Consider the following 17,427-nt stretch of genomic DNA (forward strand, 5'->3'; position numbering starts at 1 on the left):
CACGCGCCATAACACCACCCACAGAAAGGATCAAAGATATAGTGTAAGGTTATTGGTGACATTTTTTCCTCGCGAAATTATTGTGGCCATTTCATTTCCCCCTTCAATACTTTGGCGCTTAATTCAAGACTAGCAGGATCCTTTAAATTTGGGTAAGCTTGCTGCATTATGTCAATAACTTCAGTTGAATTTTTACTTTTTGCTAAAACTTTTTCTAGTTTTTTCAAATAGTTTTGTGTAAAAGTAACGGTAGTAATATCTTTTGCTGATGGCTCAAGGTAATGACCGGGAATAACGACTTTTGGCTTAAGTTGTTTGATACTTTCAAGGGCTTGTTGCCAGTGTTGGTGAGATGCTTTGCTTTGTGTATCAGTCGTCCAGACATGGATATTGTCAGAAACAAGTACGCCACCAACAACAGCTTTAAGTTTTGGGATCCAGACAAGAGTACGATCAGGTGCGACACTTTTTAATCCCTGAATTTTAATTTTTTCACCATCAACCACTAATGTATTACCTTGTAACACTTCAGGAACAATAATCTTGGTTGGTGCCTGTTCTTTCAATATAGGTCCCCAATAGGCCAGTTTACCATCTTTGGTCGCTTTTATCGCTTTAACAGTTTCGGCAGTTACTAATACTTTTACGTTAGGAAAAGCTTTAGTAATGACCTCTAGTACAAAATAATAATCGGGATCAGAATGACTAATATAAATTGTTGTTAGTTTTTTATTTGTTTTTTATACGATTAACTAATTCTTCCGCATCATTTTTTTGAAATTGTGCATCAATAAGGATTGCTTGGTGATCACCACTAATAATTTCAGAAGAGACGGCAAAAATACTTTTTTCACCTGGATTGTAGACTGACATTTTCAAATTAGTGGCTTGAACTAATGCGCTGAAAGTAAAGAGAGTAGCCATTGTAATGATGGAAACAACTTTCATAATGTTTTCCTTAATACTGAATGTTTAATCACTTATAGCAAATAGTAAAAATTGGAAGAAAAATAATACAATTGACAGTAAAGTGTGGCAAAAAATGAGTATCCACACTGGATAGCAACACCATTTCACCAGATTTCTTACCTTTATTGCCCCAGTAATTTGGTGGCATAAAAATTTAGTTTGTCTCTAATAACCATTAATGTTTACAATTATCCAGCAAATAGTATTTTAGTCGCTAGTTTGGCAAATTTCGCCCATTTATAAAAGAGTATTACTGTGGATCGACAATTTATCAATAAAACAGTTAACCAAGAAAACCATCCTATTGTCTCAGCATGACAGATTATTAAATAATCAAAAAATAATCTAATTATGTTTAATTATCATTGTGTTAATTAAAAATAAGTTAGTAATATTAAGATTATTACTGAATTCCATAAACTTAAGTTGGTTAATGGGTCAGATTAAAAATAATCAATAATGAAAGGCAGTCAGTAACTGAGTTTCAAATTCTTTAATCGTAATTTTTAGGCATTGAATAAATCGTTCGGTAAGTTCAGAAGAAGGCCGATGCATTGGTTTAATTAAATTGACAGTGAAAGGAATGGGTTTAATAAAAGGTCTGATGCAAAGGCTATCAGGATCATGTTGTAAAAAATCGATAACGGTAAATGGGTTGACGATTGATATACCTAATCCTTCCCTTACCATAGCACAAACAGAGGAAGCATTATGGACTTCCATTATCATTCGTCGGCTAATATGTTGTTCTGCAAAAATGTATCAATGGCTTGTCGATAACTATCCGTTATTGAAAGACTAATAAAAGCAACATTATTAAAGTCTCTAGCGGTTAAATATTTTTTTACTCAGTGGGTGCATACGAGGTAACACAACGACTTCATTTAGGCTAGTTAAAATATCACCATAGGTGCCGGTGGGTATTTGCCGATGTTCTGTCAAACCGATATGATAATGTTGTGCCGAAAGCCATTCCTCTAATATAGGTGACTCTTGGGAGGTAATGGTAAAGTTAACTTCAGGGTAATTGAGTAGAAACCGCTTACAGGCTTTAGGTAATAACGACTGACTAAATACCGGTAAACAGGCAACTGAAAGTTGCGTGTCTCTAAATTGTCTGATAATTTCCGCCATATTATAGATCCTTTCTAATCCATAATAAGAACGTTCGACTTCTGCGAATAACCTTAATCCCTAAGCCGTTGGCAATAGCCGTCCTTTGATCCTGTCAAATAACTTAAATCGTAACAGACTTTCTAGACGACTAATTTCACGGCTGACGGTAGGCTGAGATGTTCTAACTAATTGTGCTGCATCGGTAGGTTTTTGGTGGTCATGACCGCGCGAAAAATTTCTATATGACGCCAGGAAAAAGTTTTCATTTACATAACTCGCTGCTCTTATCTATATCCTATATGAATAGACTATAGCTAAATAGATATTTTTAATCCTTATTTTCTCTATTAATAATAAAAAAATGAAAAAATAAATTAAGGTTATCAATGACAACGTTTGCAACCACCATAAGTCGATATTTGACGGCAGAACAATTGATTAAACTGTCCGCTCAATTCGGGACTCCTATTTGGATCTATGATAGTGAAGTCATTACACAGGCGATTAAGCAGTTAGCTGCGTTCGATGTGATCCGTTTTGCACAAAAAGAGTGCTCCAATATTCATATTTTACGTTTGATTCGTCAACAAGTCGTGAAAGTTGATGCTGTATCATTAGGCGAAATCGAAAGGGCGTTAGTTGTAGGTTTTCGCCCAGGTAGAGAACAAGCCGAAATTGTATTCACCGCAGATGTCATTGAAAAGCAAACTATTGAGCGTGTAATAGAGTTAGATATTCCTGTTAATGTCGGCTCTATTGACATGCTCGTTCAATTGGGAAAAGCCAAAGGACATCATCCTATTTGGTTACGTATCAATCCAGGATTTGGCCATGGTCATAACCAAAAAACCAACACCGGTGGAGAAAATAGTAAGCATGGTATCTGGTTTAGTGATCTGCCATTAGCGATTGAAAAAATTAATCAATATCAGTTAACGCTGGTCGGTATACATATGCATATTGGTTCTGGGGTTGATTATTGCCACTTGGCTAAAGTCTGTGAGGCAATGGTAGAGCAGGTCATCTTAAGTGGCTGTGATATATAAGCAATTTCAGCTGGAGGGGGATTGTCGATCCCTGATAATTTAGCTGAAGAGCGAATTGATATTAACCATTATTTTGCTTTGTGGCATGATGCTCATGAACGTATTTCAGCTCATTTGGGGCATCATATCACATTAGAAATTGAGCCTGGTCGTTACTTGGTAGCAGAATCTGGCGTGCTTTTAACTGAAGTAAGAGCAATAAAAAGAATGGGCAAAAATCATTATGTATTAGTTGATAGTGGTTTTAATGATCTAATGCGTCCTGCTATGTATGGTTGTTATCATCATATTTCTGTCTTGCCAGCGGATAATCGAGATCTTACTGACGGAAATTTACGTGAAACACTAGTAGCTGGTCCTTTATGTGAGTTTGGTGATGTTTTTACCCAGACAAATACCGGCGCTGTTGTTCCTCGTTTATTACCTGAAATTTATGTGTGAGATTATTTAGTCTTTCATGATACTGGTGCTTATGGTGCTTATGGTGCTTATGGTGCTTATGGTGCTTATGGTGCTTATGGTGCTTATGGTGCTTCAATGTCTTCTAATTATAATAGTCGACCGTTAATCGCTGAGGTAATGTATTTAAATGGTGAGGTAAAATTAATTCGTCGGCGTCAAACATTGGCAGAATTGTTGGCATTAGAAACGTGTTTGATAAGTAGTGCTTAGGGAGCTTAAAGCCCCCTGCAAGTTCTACAATTATGCCGCTTGTTCTTTATCTAATGGGGAACTATTTTTCTGTTTGTCAGATTTTACTCGCTACGGCCAGTGCATCATATTCAAATTCATCAACATTGATCGATCTTAAACGGCTGGCTTCTGCTTTACGTAAAATGTCAGCTTCTTGTTGGCTAATTTTACCATCGGCGAGTGCTTGTTCGGCAAGTTTATCTAAATTGATAAAGTGTGGTTTATGGCTAGCTTGACTGGTCAAACGTTCAAAAATTGGCTCGGCGGCAATAATATCTGATAATGCGGCATTAATTATGCCATGAGGGTTATGCTCACTTGGCGTCATATATTGACCGCGACCAATACGCTCACGTGTTTCTTAGGGTGTCATCATAATTTTTGCTAGTTTATGATCAAGTTGATCGTTAGGTGGCGCATAACGATAACCCAATGGAAAAATGATAATACGGCTTAACATAGCAACCAGACGATTGGGAAAGTTTCGTAGCAGTGCTTGCATGGCTTTTTCTGATTGAAATAGACAATCTTTTATACTCATTCAACAATAGGTAAATCCATTGCTGGGCGGCCATCATCTTCAAAACGTTTTAGTGTGGCGGATGCTAAATAGAGGTGGCTTAAAATATCGCCTAAACGGGCAGAAATCCGCTCACGGGGTTTTAACCCGCCACCTAATACGCCATAGAAATATCAGTAAGTAAGGCAAGATTAGCACTTTGGCGATTTAATTGCTGATAGAAGCGGCGAGTATTATCTTTTGTTGGTGCTTTGCTTGTTCTGCCGTTTGTTATACCCAAGTAGAAACTGCGCAATAGGTTACTTATTGTATGACTTAAATGGCTAAAGAGTAATTTATCAAAGGCAATAATATCGTTATTTTGTGTTGCGGCTATTTCATGCAAAATATAAGGATGACAGCGAATAGCCCCTTGACCAAAAATCATCATACTGCGTGTTAAAATATTGGCACCTTCAACGGTGATAGCAATAGGAGCTCCTTGATAAAAGCGAGCAAGAAAATTTGAGGGACCTAGACAAATTCCTTTACCACCAGCAATATCCATCGCATCAATACCACCAGCAATATCCATCGTATCAATAATGGCTCTTTGGCCTCGATGGGTACAGTGATATTTCACAATTGCAGAGAGGACTGCTGGTTTTTCGCCAGATATAATTGCCGTCGTAATTAACGTTGAAGCGGCATCCATTAAATAAGCATTAGCAGCGATCCGTGCTAAAGGTTCTTCAATAAATTCCATTTTTCCAATAGGTACTTTGAATTGACGGCGAATATAGGCGTATGCACCGATTGCCAGCGCGACACTTTTTAAGCCACCCGTGGAGTTAGATGGAAGCGTGATGCCACGACCAATAGAAAGCATTCCATTAACATACGCCAGCCTTGGCCGGCCATTTTGGTACCACCGATAATATAATCAATCGGCACAAAAATATCTTTACCGCGCGTAGGGCCATTTTGGAAAGGGATATTCAAAGGAAAATGGCGATGGCCAATTTCTACTCCTGCAACATTGGTTGGGATTAGTGCGCAGGTAATGCCGAGATCGGTTATATCGCCAAGTAAATGTTCTGGATCATAAAGTTTAAATGCTAGCCCTAATACCGTAGCAATCGGCGCTAATGTAATATAACGTTTATTCCAATTTAAACGCATACCTAATATCTGTTGGTTTTCCCATTCGCCCATACAGACAACACCAGTGTCAGGGATAGCTCCTGCATCAGAACCGGCTTCAGCGCTTGTTAAAGTAAAACAGGGGATCTCTTCACCGCTAGCAAGTCTAGGAAGATAATGCTGTTTTTGTTCATCGGTGCCATAATGTTGTAAAAGTTCTCCTGGGCCTAATGAGTTAGGCACACCTACAGCAATGGCTAATATGTTGGAAACTCCGTCCAATTTTGTAACACTAGCGCTTGAGCATAGGCAGAAAATTCGAGGCCACCATACTCTTTTTTGATGATCATAGCGAAAAAACGTTGTTGTTTTAAATGTTGCCATAATTCAGTAGGTAGATCGGCTAGTTCATGGCTAATTTGAAAGTCATTAGCCATACGGCATGCTTCTACAACTGGGCCATTGAGAAACGCTTGTTCTTCAGTTGTTAATTGCGGTTTTGGATAATTATGTAATTTATCCCAATCAGGCATACCTTGAAACAGATCACTTTCCCACCAGGTTGTGCCCGCTTCGATGGCTTCTTTCTCGGTTTTTAACATGCAAGGGATAATTTTCTGAAAAATTTGTAAGACTTTGCTAGAAATGAATGAGCGACGTACTGGGAGATAGACTAATGGAAATAATACCGCCGCTGCGAGCAATAACGTCCAAAAAATACCATAAATCAGCACTAGCCATAATTAAACAATAAGCAAGTATAAGTAAGCTACTAAATAGTAGATTTGCTTTGTGATAGCAAAGAATTCCGATTAAACCAATAAATAGAAAAATAGTGAGTAGAGCCATAATGGTACTCCCTGATTATGATTAAGCTGAGTCATCGGAGGTCATATCTGTGTTTTTCTTATCTTTAATCTATGTAATTTTATTTATCAATATTTTTACATATTAATTACAATGAAGTTCACAAATTATTTATTGAGCTTAACTTGGTTGTGATAAGTAGTATTGATACTTCTTTCATAAAGTTTAATCTGTTACTCTGGGATTGTTGAGAAAATAATATTTTATTAGGAGTAAAAATGATGTATCAGAAGCTTATTTGTGCTGAATTAAAAGAAGCGGAGGTGACATTGAACAATTTTCTTAATAACAGAGAAAATATCGAAGCGATTGAACAAGCCGCGATTATGTTGTCAAATGCCTTTAAAGCGGGAGGAAAAGTATTATCTTGTGGTAATGGAGGCTCGCATTGTGATGCTATGCATTTTGCAGAAGAATTAACCGGACGTTATCGTGAAAATCGTCCAGGTTATCCAGCAATTGCGATTTCTGATGTTAGTCATCTCTCTTGCGTTGGTAATGATTTTGGTTATGACTACGTTTTTTCCCGTTATATAGAGGCTGTCGGTAAAGAAGGGGATATATTATTTGCACTCTCAACATCAGGTAATTCTGGCAATATCATCAAGGCAATCGCTGCTGCACGTGCTAAAAAGATGCAAGTGATCACATTGACAGGTAAAGAGGGCGGAAAAATGGCAGGAACCGCTGATATTGAGATCAGAGTACCTCATTTTGGTTATGCCGATCGGATCCAAGAAATTCATATTAAAGTGATCCATATCTTAATTCAGCTAATAGAAAAAGAAATGGTGAAATAATATTGCTAGGTAATATTGTCGGGTAGAAATGTGATTAGTTAGCTTGATTATGCTTAGATTTGCAAATTTCATTCTGGCATACATAAAGGAGGCATTATGTGTGAATTGCTTGGTATGAGTGCTAGTGTCCCGGACAGATATTAATTTTAGTTTAAATGGTCTTATCCCGCGAGGAGGTCAGACTGGGCCACACAAAGATGGTTGGGGGATCACTTTTTATGAAGGTCGAGGTTGCCGAACGTTTAAAGAACCCAAGCCATGTTATCAATCGCCTGTTGCAGGCTTTGTGCAAGAGTACCCGATTAAATCAGAGGCAGTTATTGCGTATATTCGCCAGGCGAATCGGGGCGATGTGTTATTAGAAAATACCCATCCTTTTACCAGGGAACTGTGGGGCAGAAATTGGACTTATGCACACAACGGCCAACTTGAGGGTTATAAAAAATTACCAGTAGGGCACTATCGGCCAATTGGAAAGACGGATAGTGAGTGGGTATTTTGTTGGATTTTATATCAATTGACAGAAAAATACCCTAAAAAACCGACAAACTGGTTAACTGTATATCGGTTTATTGCCAAACTGGCTGATCAATTAAAATTGATGGGGGTACTTAATATGTTGATTTCAGATGGACAATATATGATGGCCTATTGCTCAACTGATTTGCATTGGCTTACCCGCAAAGCACCTTTTGGTAAGGTAAAATTGCTTGATAATGATATTGAAATCAATTTTCAGCAACATACACAAACAACTGATATAGTCTCAGTGATTGCCACCAAGCCTTTAACTGGTAATGAGAATTGGCACCGAATTCAGCCGGGAAGTTTTGTTTTATTCCATTTTGGTAAGCGCATATTGTAGCCTTTCATCTGCTGTAGCTGGCGATGATTGATGGTTAGGAAATTTGTTTACTAAGTATTGTCTTTGCTGAATATTAATTACTGGCAATTGATTTGTTTTAGTAAAATATTCATACGCGGGTTGCAGTTGTCGCCAGAAGGTATAGTAACGTGAAGAATTACGATGGCGATTCATATTGTTAGAAGTCATTTTAAATGGATATATATTGACCATTTTGTAATGCATTTTCCACATAACGATAGATTTCATTTATATAGCGATCAGTCATCGCGTAGCAGCCAATTGATTTACAGCCACCATGTACCATCAAATAAGCGCTAGTATAGCTATGAGTCTGGTCGTATTTATTGGGAAAACCTAAATAAAAGCGCGATAATATTTGCTATCAGGTTTTGATTGTGAGCGTGTGATGCGATAAAACCCTTCTGGACTCTTTAAGTCACCTTGTCTTTTCTTAGGTCCTAATCCACCAGAGAAATTACAGATTGGATAACTTTTAAATAGTGAAAATAAGCCTTTTTCATTTTTAGTATAGAGTTCTAGCACTCTTTCTTCTTTGAAAATTTGAATAAATATTGAATTATTTAAATATTTTTTGCCGTTATTACTGCTATCTAATGGGTAATATAGCTTTGTCGCTGAGTAGCTATCATTGATAAAAAATGACAGGGAAAAGATCCCTATGCTAATAAAAAAAAGAGAGTTTCATAAGCTTCCATACAAAAGTGATGTATTGTACAAAAAAATACACAAATATTAATCATATATTTGTATTGTAGTTTTTTATATTAAAAATTAATAATTTTGTCTCCTGTCATTTTTGGCTTATTTTGCCAAAAATTCTGACATTCTTCGAAAAAAATGATTTAAATGATCGCTTTTTGCGAAGTGTTCTCAATATATTAAAAAATTTATTCTTATTTGCTTGAACTAAATCACTTGTTCTATCAGACAGAAAGTGAGGGAACTGATAAAATCATCTGCGTTAAAATAATAGGTAAATTGTAATTAATTAGTGGATATTCATTAGCTGGCTTGTTTCAATTATTCAACAGCCTTTTGATTATTGGTTGCTATCTGATTTCATTTGAAACCGTTAGCTTAGGGTTTAACTGATAAATTTGTGCAATTCTTATGATTAAAATTAAAAAAGGACTCGACCTCCCGATTGCAGGAGTGCCCGCTCAAGTAGTAGAGGATGGCCCTGTTATTCATCATGTAGCAGTATTGGGTGAAGAGTATATAGGGATGCGTCCTTCAATGTTGGTGAAGGAAGGTGAGCAAGTTAAAAAGGGGCAAATTCTTTTCGAAGATAAGAAAAATCCAGGCGTATTTTTCACCAGCCCGGCTTGTGGCGCTATCATAAAAATCAATCGAGGTGAACGCCGAGTTCTTCAATCTATTGTTATTGAAATTAATGGCGATGAGCAAATCGTATTTAACCGCTATGATAATAATCAAATCGATACATTAACGTATCAACAAGTAGAAGCTAACTTACTTCAGTCAGGTTTGTGGACAGCATTGCGAACGCGTCCTTTTAGCCATACTCCAGTGCCAGGTACTAGCCCAAATTAACTGATAATGAAAAAATTATTTATAAGCAATTTATTGGACCACATCCTGCAGGGTTAGTCGGTACCCATATCCATTTTCTAGAGCCGGTAAGTATAGAGAAAACTGTTTGGCATTTAAATTATCAAGATGTGATTGCGATTGGTAAACTTTTTACAACGGGTCATCTTTATTCGGATCGCGTTATCTCACTTGCTGGGCCTCAAGTTAAAAAGCCACGTTTAGTTCGTACTTGTTTAGGCGCTGATCTCTATGAGTTAATTGATGGTGAACTAAAAATAGGCGAAAATAGGATTATTTCAGGGTCAATCTTGTGGGGCAATAAATGTGATGATACTCGGGGTTATTTGGGAAGATTCCATAATCAAGTTTCGGTATTGAGTGAAGGACGTGAAAAAGAGTTATTTGGCTGAATTGCGCCTGGAATAAATAAGTTTACTATCACCCGTACAACACTTGGCCATTTCCTGAAAAATAAACAGTTTAATTTCACCACGACGACCAATGGTAGTGAACATTCTATGGTTCCTATTGGTAATTATGAACGTATTATGCCACTTGACATTATGATTGCTTATTTATTACGAGATCTGCTTGTTGGTGATTTAGCCAGCTCACAGCAACTTGGTTGTTTGGAACTGGATGAAGAAGATTTCGAGCTGTGCACCTATGTATGCCCAGCCAAATATGAGTATGGTCCTGTACTACGTGAGGTATTGGCCAGAATTGAGCAAGAAGGTTAACTACATGGGCTTAAAAAATTTATTTGAAAAGTATGAACGTCATTTTGAACACGGTGGAAAACTAGAAAAATACTATGTGCTCTATGAAGCTGTGGCAACTATTTTTTATACTCCGGGAACCATCACACATGGGAGTTCCCATGTTCGTGATAGTATTGACCTAAAACGAATGATGATTTTAGTCTGGCTGTCGGTTTTTCCAGCCATGTTTTGGGGCATGTATAATGCGGCGCACAAGCGATCCCAGCTCTTTATCAATTACATAGTGAAGCTGAGTTGCAAAAGATCCTTGTTTCTGATTGGCACGATAGAGTCGCTCAATTTTTGGGCGCTTCATTAACTCCAGTGGCAGGCTGGGTAAGTAAAATATTTCTTGGGTCAGTATATTTTTTACCTATCTATATGGTTGTTTTTTTGGTTGGTGGTTTTTGGGAGGTATTATTTTCGCTGTTCCGTGGTCATGAAATCAACGAAGGCTTTTTTGTCTCTTCTATTCTGTTTGCCCTTATTGGCCGCCTACTATACCGTTTTGGCAGGCGGCATTAGGTATTACGTTTGGTATTGTTGTGGCGAAAGAAATTTTTGGCGGTACTGGGCGTAATTTTTTCAATCCAGCATTAGCTGGGCGTGCATTTCTATTTTTTGCTTATCCAGCTCAAATTTCAGGTGATTTAGTTTGGACTGCGACAGATGGTTACTCTGGCGCTACGCCATTATCTCAATGGGCTAGGGGCGGAGATCATGCACTAATAAATAATTTGACACATAAGCCTGTTACCTGGATGGATGCTTTTTTGGTCAATATTCCAGGCTCAATTGGTGAAGTTTCAACATTAATGATCTTAATCGGTGGAGCGTTGATTATTTTTTGCCGAATAGCTTCATGGCGTATCGTTGTCGGTGTAATGTGTGTTCTCATCAGAGTTATTAATCCTGCTTATCCGGAAGGGATGATGTTGGCAATTTTGTTTGCTAACTTATTTGCGCCTCTGTTTGATTATCTGGTAGTTCAGGCAAATATTAAACGGAGAAAAGCTCGTGGCTAACAATAAAATAAAAAATCCAAAAGATAGCATCGGCAGAACATTTCTTGTGGTATTTATTCTGTGTTTAGTGTGTTCAGTAGTTGTATCTGGTGCAGCGGTAGGTTTGAAATCTAAACAGCAAGCGCAAAAATTATTAGATAAGCAACGTAATATTCTTGATGTTGCTGGTTTACTCAAACCAAAAATGTCAGCTGAAGAGATACAATCTCTTTATAATACTCGTATTAGCGCTAAGATTTTGGATTTCAACACAACTGAAATATCAAATAGTAATGGCAACTTCGATCTTAACAGTCAGCTACGTAATGATGAAACCCGAATTGCATTATCTCCTGAACAGAATGTTGCTAAGATCCGTTATAGAGCCAACTCGGCAGAAATTTATTTAGTCAACGATGATAATGGAAAAACCATCGCACTGGTATTACCGGTTTATAGTTCTGGTTTATGGTCGGTAATGTATGCTTTTATCGCTGTTGATATGGATGGAACGACATCACGAGGTATAACTTATTATTCTCATGGTGAAACGCCAGGTCTAGGTAGAGAGGTAGATAATTTACAATGGCGCGCCCAATGGATTGGTAAAAAACTTTATAATCAACAAGGGAAACTGGCGATAAAAATTGTGCGTGGTGGAGCATTAGATGGTCCCTCTAGTATCGATGGCCTATCAGGGGCAACACTGACATCAAACGGTATCCAGAATATGTTTGATTTCTGGTTGGGTAATAATGGTTTTGGCCCATTCCTGAATAAAGTACGCAAAGGAGAGTTAAATCATGGCTGATAGTAAAGAGATTAAACGCGTGCTAATTGGACCTTTATTGGATAACAATCCTATTGCATTGCAAGTTCTAGGTGTTTGTTCGGCTTTGGCGGTAACGACTAAATTAGAAACCGCCCTGGTGATGGCCATTGCTGTGACTTTAGTCACTGGTTTTTCTAGTTTTTTTATCTCATTGATCCGTCATTATATTCCTAATAGTGTGCGAATTATTGCTCAAATTACAATCATAGCTTCTTTAGTTATCGTTGTAGATCAAATCCTGCGCGACTTACGCTTATGAAGTTTCTAAGCAACTTTCAGTGTTTGTCGGTTTAATTATTACTAATTGTATCGTCATGGGACGTGCTGAAGCTTATGCAATGAAATCACCACCAATTGAAAGTTTTATGGATGGTATTGGTAATGGTTTGGGATATGGTGCTATTTTAATTTTAGTTGGTTTTCTAAGAGAACTATTTGGTTCAGGTAAACTATTCGGTATTACTATTCTGCAATCGGTTCAGAATGGTGGTTGGTATCAGCCAAATGGCTTGTTCCTGCTTGCACCAAGCGCGTTTTTCATCATAGGTATGTTGATTTGGGGACTGCGCACATTGAAACCTTCACAGGTTGAAAAGGAGTAACTGACGCAATGGAACATTATATCAGCTTGTTTGTTCGAGCTGTGTTTATTGAAAACATGGCTCTTGCCTTTTTTCTGGGGATGTGTACATTTTTGGCGGTTTCTAAAAATGTCAAAACAGCCTTTGGATTAGGAATTGCAGTTACTGTTGTTCTGGGTATTTCAGTACCTGCGAATAATTTAGTTTATAATTTCATTCTACGTGATGGTGCCCTGATAGAAGGCGTTGATTTAAGTTTTTTAAACTTCATTATTTTTATCTGTGTAATTGCCGCATTAGTACAAATTCTAGAAATGATTTTGGATCGTTATTTTCCCGCCCTTTATAACGCATTAGGTATTTTTCTACCACTAATAACCGTTAATTGTGCGATTTTTGGTGGTGTCTCGTTTATGGCTCAGCGCGAATATAATTTTAGTGAATCTATTGTTTATGGATTTGGTTCAGGATTGGGATGGATGCCGGCCATTGTTTTATTGGCATCTATTCGTGAGAAAATGAAATATCCAGATACCCCATCGGGTTTAAAAGGTTTAGGGATCACCTTTGTCACTACTGGTTTGATGGCATTGGGTTTTATGTCTTTTTCCGGTGTACAGTTATAAGGGTGAATATAATTCATGGATATTATTATTTTTGGTGTAGTAATGTTTACCCTAATTTTGTTAATTCTAACGGCAATGATTTTATTTGTCAAATCTAAGTTAGTAAACACAGGGGATGTAAAAATTGAAGTTAATGGTGACCCTGAAAAGAGTTTTGCTGCGCCAGCAGGTGACAAGCTATTAAATATGTTGTCCAATCAGGGAATTTTTGTTTCATCTGCCTGTGGTGGTGGAGGTTCTTGTGGCCAATGTCGGGTGACAATCAAGCATGGTGGCGGTTACCCTGCCTACTGAACTTGCTCATATTAATAAGCGTGAAGCTAGAGCTGGATGTCGTTTGGCTTGCCAGGTTAATGTAAAATAGGATCTGGAAATCGAATTACCTGAGGAAATTTTTGGTGTAAAAAAATGGGAATGTGAAGTTATTTCGAATGAAAATAAATCGACTTTCATTAAAGAATTAAAATTGAAAATTCCAGCAAGAGAAGTTGTCCCATTTCGGGCAGGTGGCTTTATTCAGATCGAATGTCCTCCACATAGAGCTTCTTATGCTGATTTTTATGTACCTGATGAATATCGTGAAGATTGGGATAAATTGAATTTATTTCGCTATTTCTCTGAAGTAAAACAGCAGACAGTAAGAGCTTATGCGATGGCAAATTATCCAGAAGAGCATGGGATAATTATGTTAAATGTCAGGATAGCAACACCTCCGCCGAAAGCTGCCGATTTACCTCCGGGTATTATGTCTTCATACATTTGGTCATTAAAACCAGGCAACAAAGTCACTATTTCTGGGCCATTTGGTGAGTTTTTTGCTAAAGAAACCAATGCGGAAATGATTTTTATTGGTGGTGGTGCGGGTATGGCACCAATGCGGTCACATATTTTTGATCAATTAAAGCGTTTAAAATCTAAACGAAAAATCAGTTTTTGGTATGGGGCTCGTTCAAAACGTGAATTATTTTATGTTGAAGATTTTGATCAATTGGCTGCTGATAATGAAAATTTTACCTGGCATGTTGCGCTATCAGATGCAATACCTGAAGATAACTGGCAAGGGGTATACTGGCTTTATTCATAATGTTTTATATGAAAACTATTTGAAAGATCACCCAGCGCCAGAGGATTGTGAGTTTTATATGTGTGGTCCTCCTGTGATGAACGCCGCAGTTATTAAGATGCTTAAAGATTTAGGTATTGAAGATGAAAATATTTTATTAGATGATTTTGGTGGTTGATTGTTTCCGGTATTTTAACTTTTTTTGTCATCATGGACTTAATATGCTTAAAAAATTTTATGCTAAAAAATAAATTATTCAATTGGATTATTGCCTTATCTACTATTTTCATGCTTTGTGGTTGTTTTGAGACAGAGCAAAAGAGTATTCAAGGGCAAACGATGGGAACTTACTATGTTTTTAAGTATGTTAGTGAATCATCTCATCCTTTTTGGGAAACATTGCGTGACGATATTGATAGCCGTTTAGAAGAAGTTAACAATCAAATGTCAACTTACCGCCCTAAATCTGAATTAAGCCAATTTAATCAATTTCAACATGTAAATACGCCATTTCCTGTTTCGTTAGCCATGATGACAGTGATTAAAGAAGCGATTCATATTAATAAATTAACCAATGGTGCGCTCGATATTACTATCGGACCATTAGTTAATTTATGGGGATTTGGCCCGGAAGGAAGGATAACCAAAGCACCACCGGAAGAGACGCTGCAGTTGCGCCGGCAATGGATTGGTATTGATAAACTTGCGATTAGAGGTAATAGCCTGATAAAAAAAATACCTCAGCTCTATATAGATTTGTCAGCTATCGCTAAGGGTTACGGCGTTGATGTTATAGCAGAATATTTAGAGTCACAAAATATTGATAATTATATGGTCGACATTGGTGGTGAAGTCCGCACCAAAGGCCATAACGGTAAAGGTGTAGCGTGGCGTATTGCGATTGAAAAACCTTCGGATAAAGAGCTAGAACAGTCGGTACAAGAAATTATTGAGCCTGGAAATATGTCAGTTGCTACCTCTGGTGACTATCGTAATTATTTTGAACAAGATGGAGTTTATTATTCACATACGATTGATCTGAAGACCGGTAGACCTATTATTCATAATTTGATTTCTATTACTGTTATCGCCCCGACTTGCATGGTGGCAGATGGTTTATCTACTGGCCTAAATGTGTTGGGGGCTGAAAAAGGAATGGAGTTAGCTGAACGTTTAAATTTACCGGTTTTCATGGTCGTTACGACTAATAAAGGTTTCGAAGAACGTTATAGTTCAGCATTTAAACCTTATTTAATAAAAAAAATGTAGCGGAGTTATTATGTTAAAAATATTTATCGCTACTTTGGTTTTTTTCCTGCTTGCTTTTATTACTATGTCACTTGGCTATATTATTAAACGCAAGCAACTTCAAGGAAGTTGTGTTGGATTAAGTAATATAGGCATTGAAAAAGTTTGTGATCGCCCGCAGCGATGTGAGCTTCGCAAGAAACGTATAGCAATGGAAAAGCGTCAAAAGCATCAGCAGATTAACAACCGTATTATTTAATAAAAAATCTCGTTATTAATAGTAATAACGAGATTATTAATATTTTGATTTTTTTATTATCTTATATCTTTAAAATATTTAGGTGAATCGACCATAACTTCATCTGCACCTAGCTCTTTAGCCAGTTTATAATGAGCTTCATCTTTTATGCCAAATAAAACGATATGTGCACCACCGCTGGCGCGGAAACATTTCATTGCTTCATGAACCCAAACTAAATCTGAGGATGATCGAGCTTCACCAAGAGTATATTTTCCACAATTTCTACTTTATGTCGCAGTTCCAGTCCATACCAGCGCTGAGTATTAACTTTTTTATCAATCAAACAATGATGATTCATGGTAATATTTGCCAGAATATCACGCGTTTCATCACGACTTTCAAAACGTTGTACATGATCAGATAAAGCATTCAAGAAAGCTTGGTTGGTGGAATAAAAGCGAGTACGTCGAAAAGCTTTTTCTTCTTTTAACACTTTTTCAATTGCTTTTGCTTGTTCGTAAGGATCGGCATCGGGAGATTTTAGATCGATATAGAAATCGGTCGCTGGAAACTGTTGCAGTACTTGCTTCAAGGTCGGAATGACTATTCCTTTATTACAATAAAGATGGTTATGACGGGAACCGAAACGGTAGCAGGCATCAGCCTTTATAAGCTGCTGCGCAGAGTAAGAGGAAACCGGGCCACTTCTATTGGTTAATGTATTTAAATCAGATGGACGATATAATACGGGGACTTTATCACTGGAGAGTTGTAAGGTGATCCATATTTTATCGTCGCCGTTTTTCAATGCCTGAGCAATGGCAGAAATGGTATTTTCTGGCGCATCGGCAGTTCCTCCACGATGCGCAACGATTTTCGGTGAATTTGCTAAGGCAGTAACTGAACAGAGCAAAAGCAGTACAGCTGTCATATTTTTATGCATTATTTTCTCCATAAGTTGTGTGTATGAAAAATATTATAAATTAATTTTATTATTAAAGTAGAAGATTAAATATAAATTAATATAGCAGATTTTTATTATTTTTTATCGTAAATTTAATGATATAACTTCACGTTATATTAGTTATAAAACTATTTATTTCTTAATTATAATTAAATCTTAAATAATATTTTCTTGTCAGATAATTTTTATATTCTTAAATGAAAATAACATATTTTTTAAAAGTATTTTTATGCTTCTAATAGTAAATTTTTATTCCATCAGATGAAATTTAAATACTATATATTATTTAAAAAATAGTAAAGATAAACTGTCCAATCTTTATTTTACAATTAGATTATATTAATATATCTTAACTTTTAATATAATTTTTTATATATTATTGTATTAAAAGGATTTTATTATTTCCATTTGTGACATTATTAAAGTTTTATCATGATAAATTATTCCTTAATATAATAGAGGAAATAATTAAAATAAATATATTTTATCATCTGTTATTTTTAATTTAAAATGATTTAATAATGATAATGT

General features: G+C 36.7%; 7 protein-coding genes and 10 pseudogenes. 11 read left to right on the plus strand and 6 right to left on the minus strand.

Annotation, left to right across the window (positions count from 1 at the left end; all coding sequences use genetic code 11):
* Positions 1–77: 77 nt before the first annotated feature.
* The 3 genes and pseudogenes from AC01GB_RS08015 to AC01GB_RS08025 all read right to left on the minus strand — a co-directional run bounded on the left by AC01GB_RS08015 (position 78) and on the right by AC01GB_RS08025 (position 2,373).
* A pseudogene (locus tag AC01GB_RS08015) lies at positions 78–948 on the minus strand (MBL fold metallo-hydrolase).
* 474 nt (positions 949–1,422) lie between these two features.
* Positions 1,423–2,103 (minus strand): annotated as a pseudogene (locus tag AC01GB_RS08020) (LysR substrate-binding domain-containing protein).
* A 60-nt stretch (positions 2,104–2,163) separates the two neighbouring features.
* Complete coding sequence (locus AC01GB_RS08025; protein WP_474452355.1) at positions 2,164–2,373, minus strand: LysR family transcriptional regulator; 210 nt, start codon at positions 2,371–2,373, stop codon at positions 2,164–2,166.
* A gap of 98 nt (positions 2,374–2,471) precedes the next feature.
* On the opposite strand from AC01GB_RS08025, the pseudogene lysA reads away from it, so the two are divergent.
* Positions 2,472–3,803, plus strand: a pseudogene (gene lysA, locus AC01GB_RS08030) (diaminopimelate decarboxylase).
* A gap of 76 nt (positions 3,804–3,879) precedes the next feature.
* Here lysA and AC01GB_RS08035 read toward each other — a convergent pair.
* A pseudogene (locus tag AC01GB_RS08035) lies at positions 3,880–6,315 on the minus strand (acyl-CoA dehydrogenase).
* A 239-nt stretch (positions 6,316–6,554) separates the two neighbouring features.
* Between AC01GB_RS08035 and lpcA the strand changes: the two are divergent.
* On the plus strand, positions 6,555–7,133 hold the full coding sequence (gene lpcA, locus AC01GB_RS08040; protein WP_474452356.1) for a D-sedoheptulose 7-phosphate isomerase: 579 nt from the start codon (positions 6,555–6,557) through the stop codon (positions 7,131–7,133).
* 96 nt (positions 7,134–7,229) lie between these two features.
* Positions 7,230–7,998, plus strand: a pseudogene (locus tag AC01GB_RS08045) (class II glutamine amidotransferase).
* A gap of 357 nt (positions 7,999–8,355) precedes the next feature.
* Here AC01GB_RS08045 and AC01GB_RS08050 read toward each other — a convergent pair.
* Positions 8,356–8,544: a hypothetical protein gene (locus tag AC01GB_RS08050; protein WP_474451397.1), complete on the minus strand. Its 189-nt coding sequence runs from the start codon at positions 8,542–8,544 to the stop codon at positions 8,356–8,358.
* A gap of 588 nt (positions 8,545–9,132) precedes the next feature.
* Here AC01GB_RS08050 and nqrA point away from each other — a divergent pair.
* The 8 genes and pseudogenes from nqrA (at position 9,133) to nqrM (ending at position 15,950) form a co-directional block, all read left to right on the plus strand.
* Positions 9,133–10,316 (plus strand): annotated as a pseudogene (gene nqrA, locus AC01GB_RS08055) (NADH:ubiquinone reductase (Na(+)-transporting) subunit A).
* Positions 10,317–10,320: 4 nt separating this feature from the next.
* Positions 10,321–11,362: pseudogene (locus tag AC01GB_RS08060) on the plus strand (NADH:ubiquinone reductase (Na(+)-transporting) subunit B).
* On the plus strand, positions 11,355–12,152 hold the full coding sequence (locus AC01GB_RS08065) for a Na(+)-translocating NADH-quinone reductase subunit C (protein ID WP_474451398.1): 798 nt from the start codon (positions 11,355–11,357) through the stop codon (positions 12,150–12,152). The pseudogene AC01GB_RS08060 and the gene AC01GB_RS08065 overlap by 8 nt, the downstream one beginning before the upstream one ends.
* Positions 12,145–12,775 (plus strand): annotated as a pseudogene (locus tag AC01GB_RS08070) (NADH:ubiquinone reductase (Na(+)-transporting) subunit D). Before AC01GB_RS08065 ends, AC01GB_RS08070 begins: the two are co-directional and overlap by 8 nt.
* Before the next feature lie 8 nt (positions 12,776–12,783).
* Positions 12,784–13,380: an NADH:ubiquinone reductase (Na(+)-transporting) subunit E gene (nqrE, locus tag AC01GB_RS08075; RefSeq protein ID WP_474451399.1), complete on the plus strand. Its 597-nt coding sequence runs from the start codon at positions 12,784–12,786 to the stop codon at positions 13,378–13,380.
* A 15-nt stretch (positions 13,381–13,395) separates the two neighbouring features.
* A pseudogene (gene nqrF, locus AC01GB_RS08080) lies at positions 13,396–14,621 on the plus strand (NADH:ubiquinone reductase (Na(+)-transporting) subunit F).
* A 59-nt stretch (positions 14,622–14,680) separates the two neighbouring features.
* Entirely contained in the window at positions 14,681–15,712 is a 1,032-nt protein-coding gene (locus tag AC01GB_RS08085; RefSeq protein WP_474451400.1) for an FAD:protein FMN transferase, read from the plus strand.
* Between the two features lie 10 nt (positions 15,713–15,722).
* The gene (nqrM, locus tag AC01GB_RS08090; protein ID WP_474451402.1) at positions 15,723–15,950 is read left to right on the plus strand and encodes a (Na+)-NQR maturation NqrM; all 228 of its coding nucleotides are present in this window, start codon (positions 15,723–15,725) and stop codon (positions 15,948–15,950) included.
* 56 nt (positions 15,951–16,006) lie between these two features.
* On the opposite strand, the pseudogene AC01GB_RS08095 reads toward nqrM, so the two are convergent.
* Positions 16,007–16,875, minus strand: a pseudogene (locus AC01GB_RS08095) (glycerophosphodiester phosphodiesterase family protein).
* Positions 16,876–17,427 lie beyond the last annotated feature (552 nt).

The organism is Candidatus Arsenophonus phytopathogenicus (assembly GCF_056113345.1).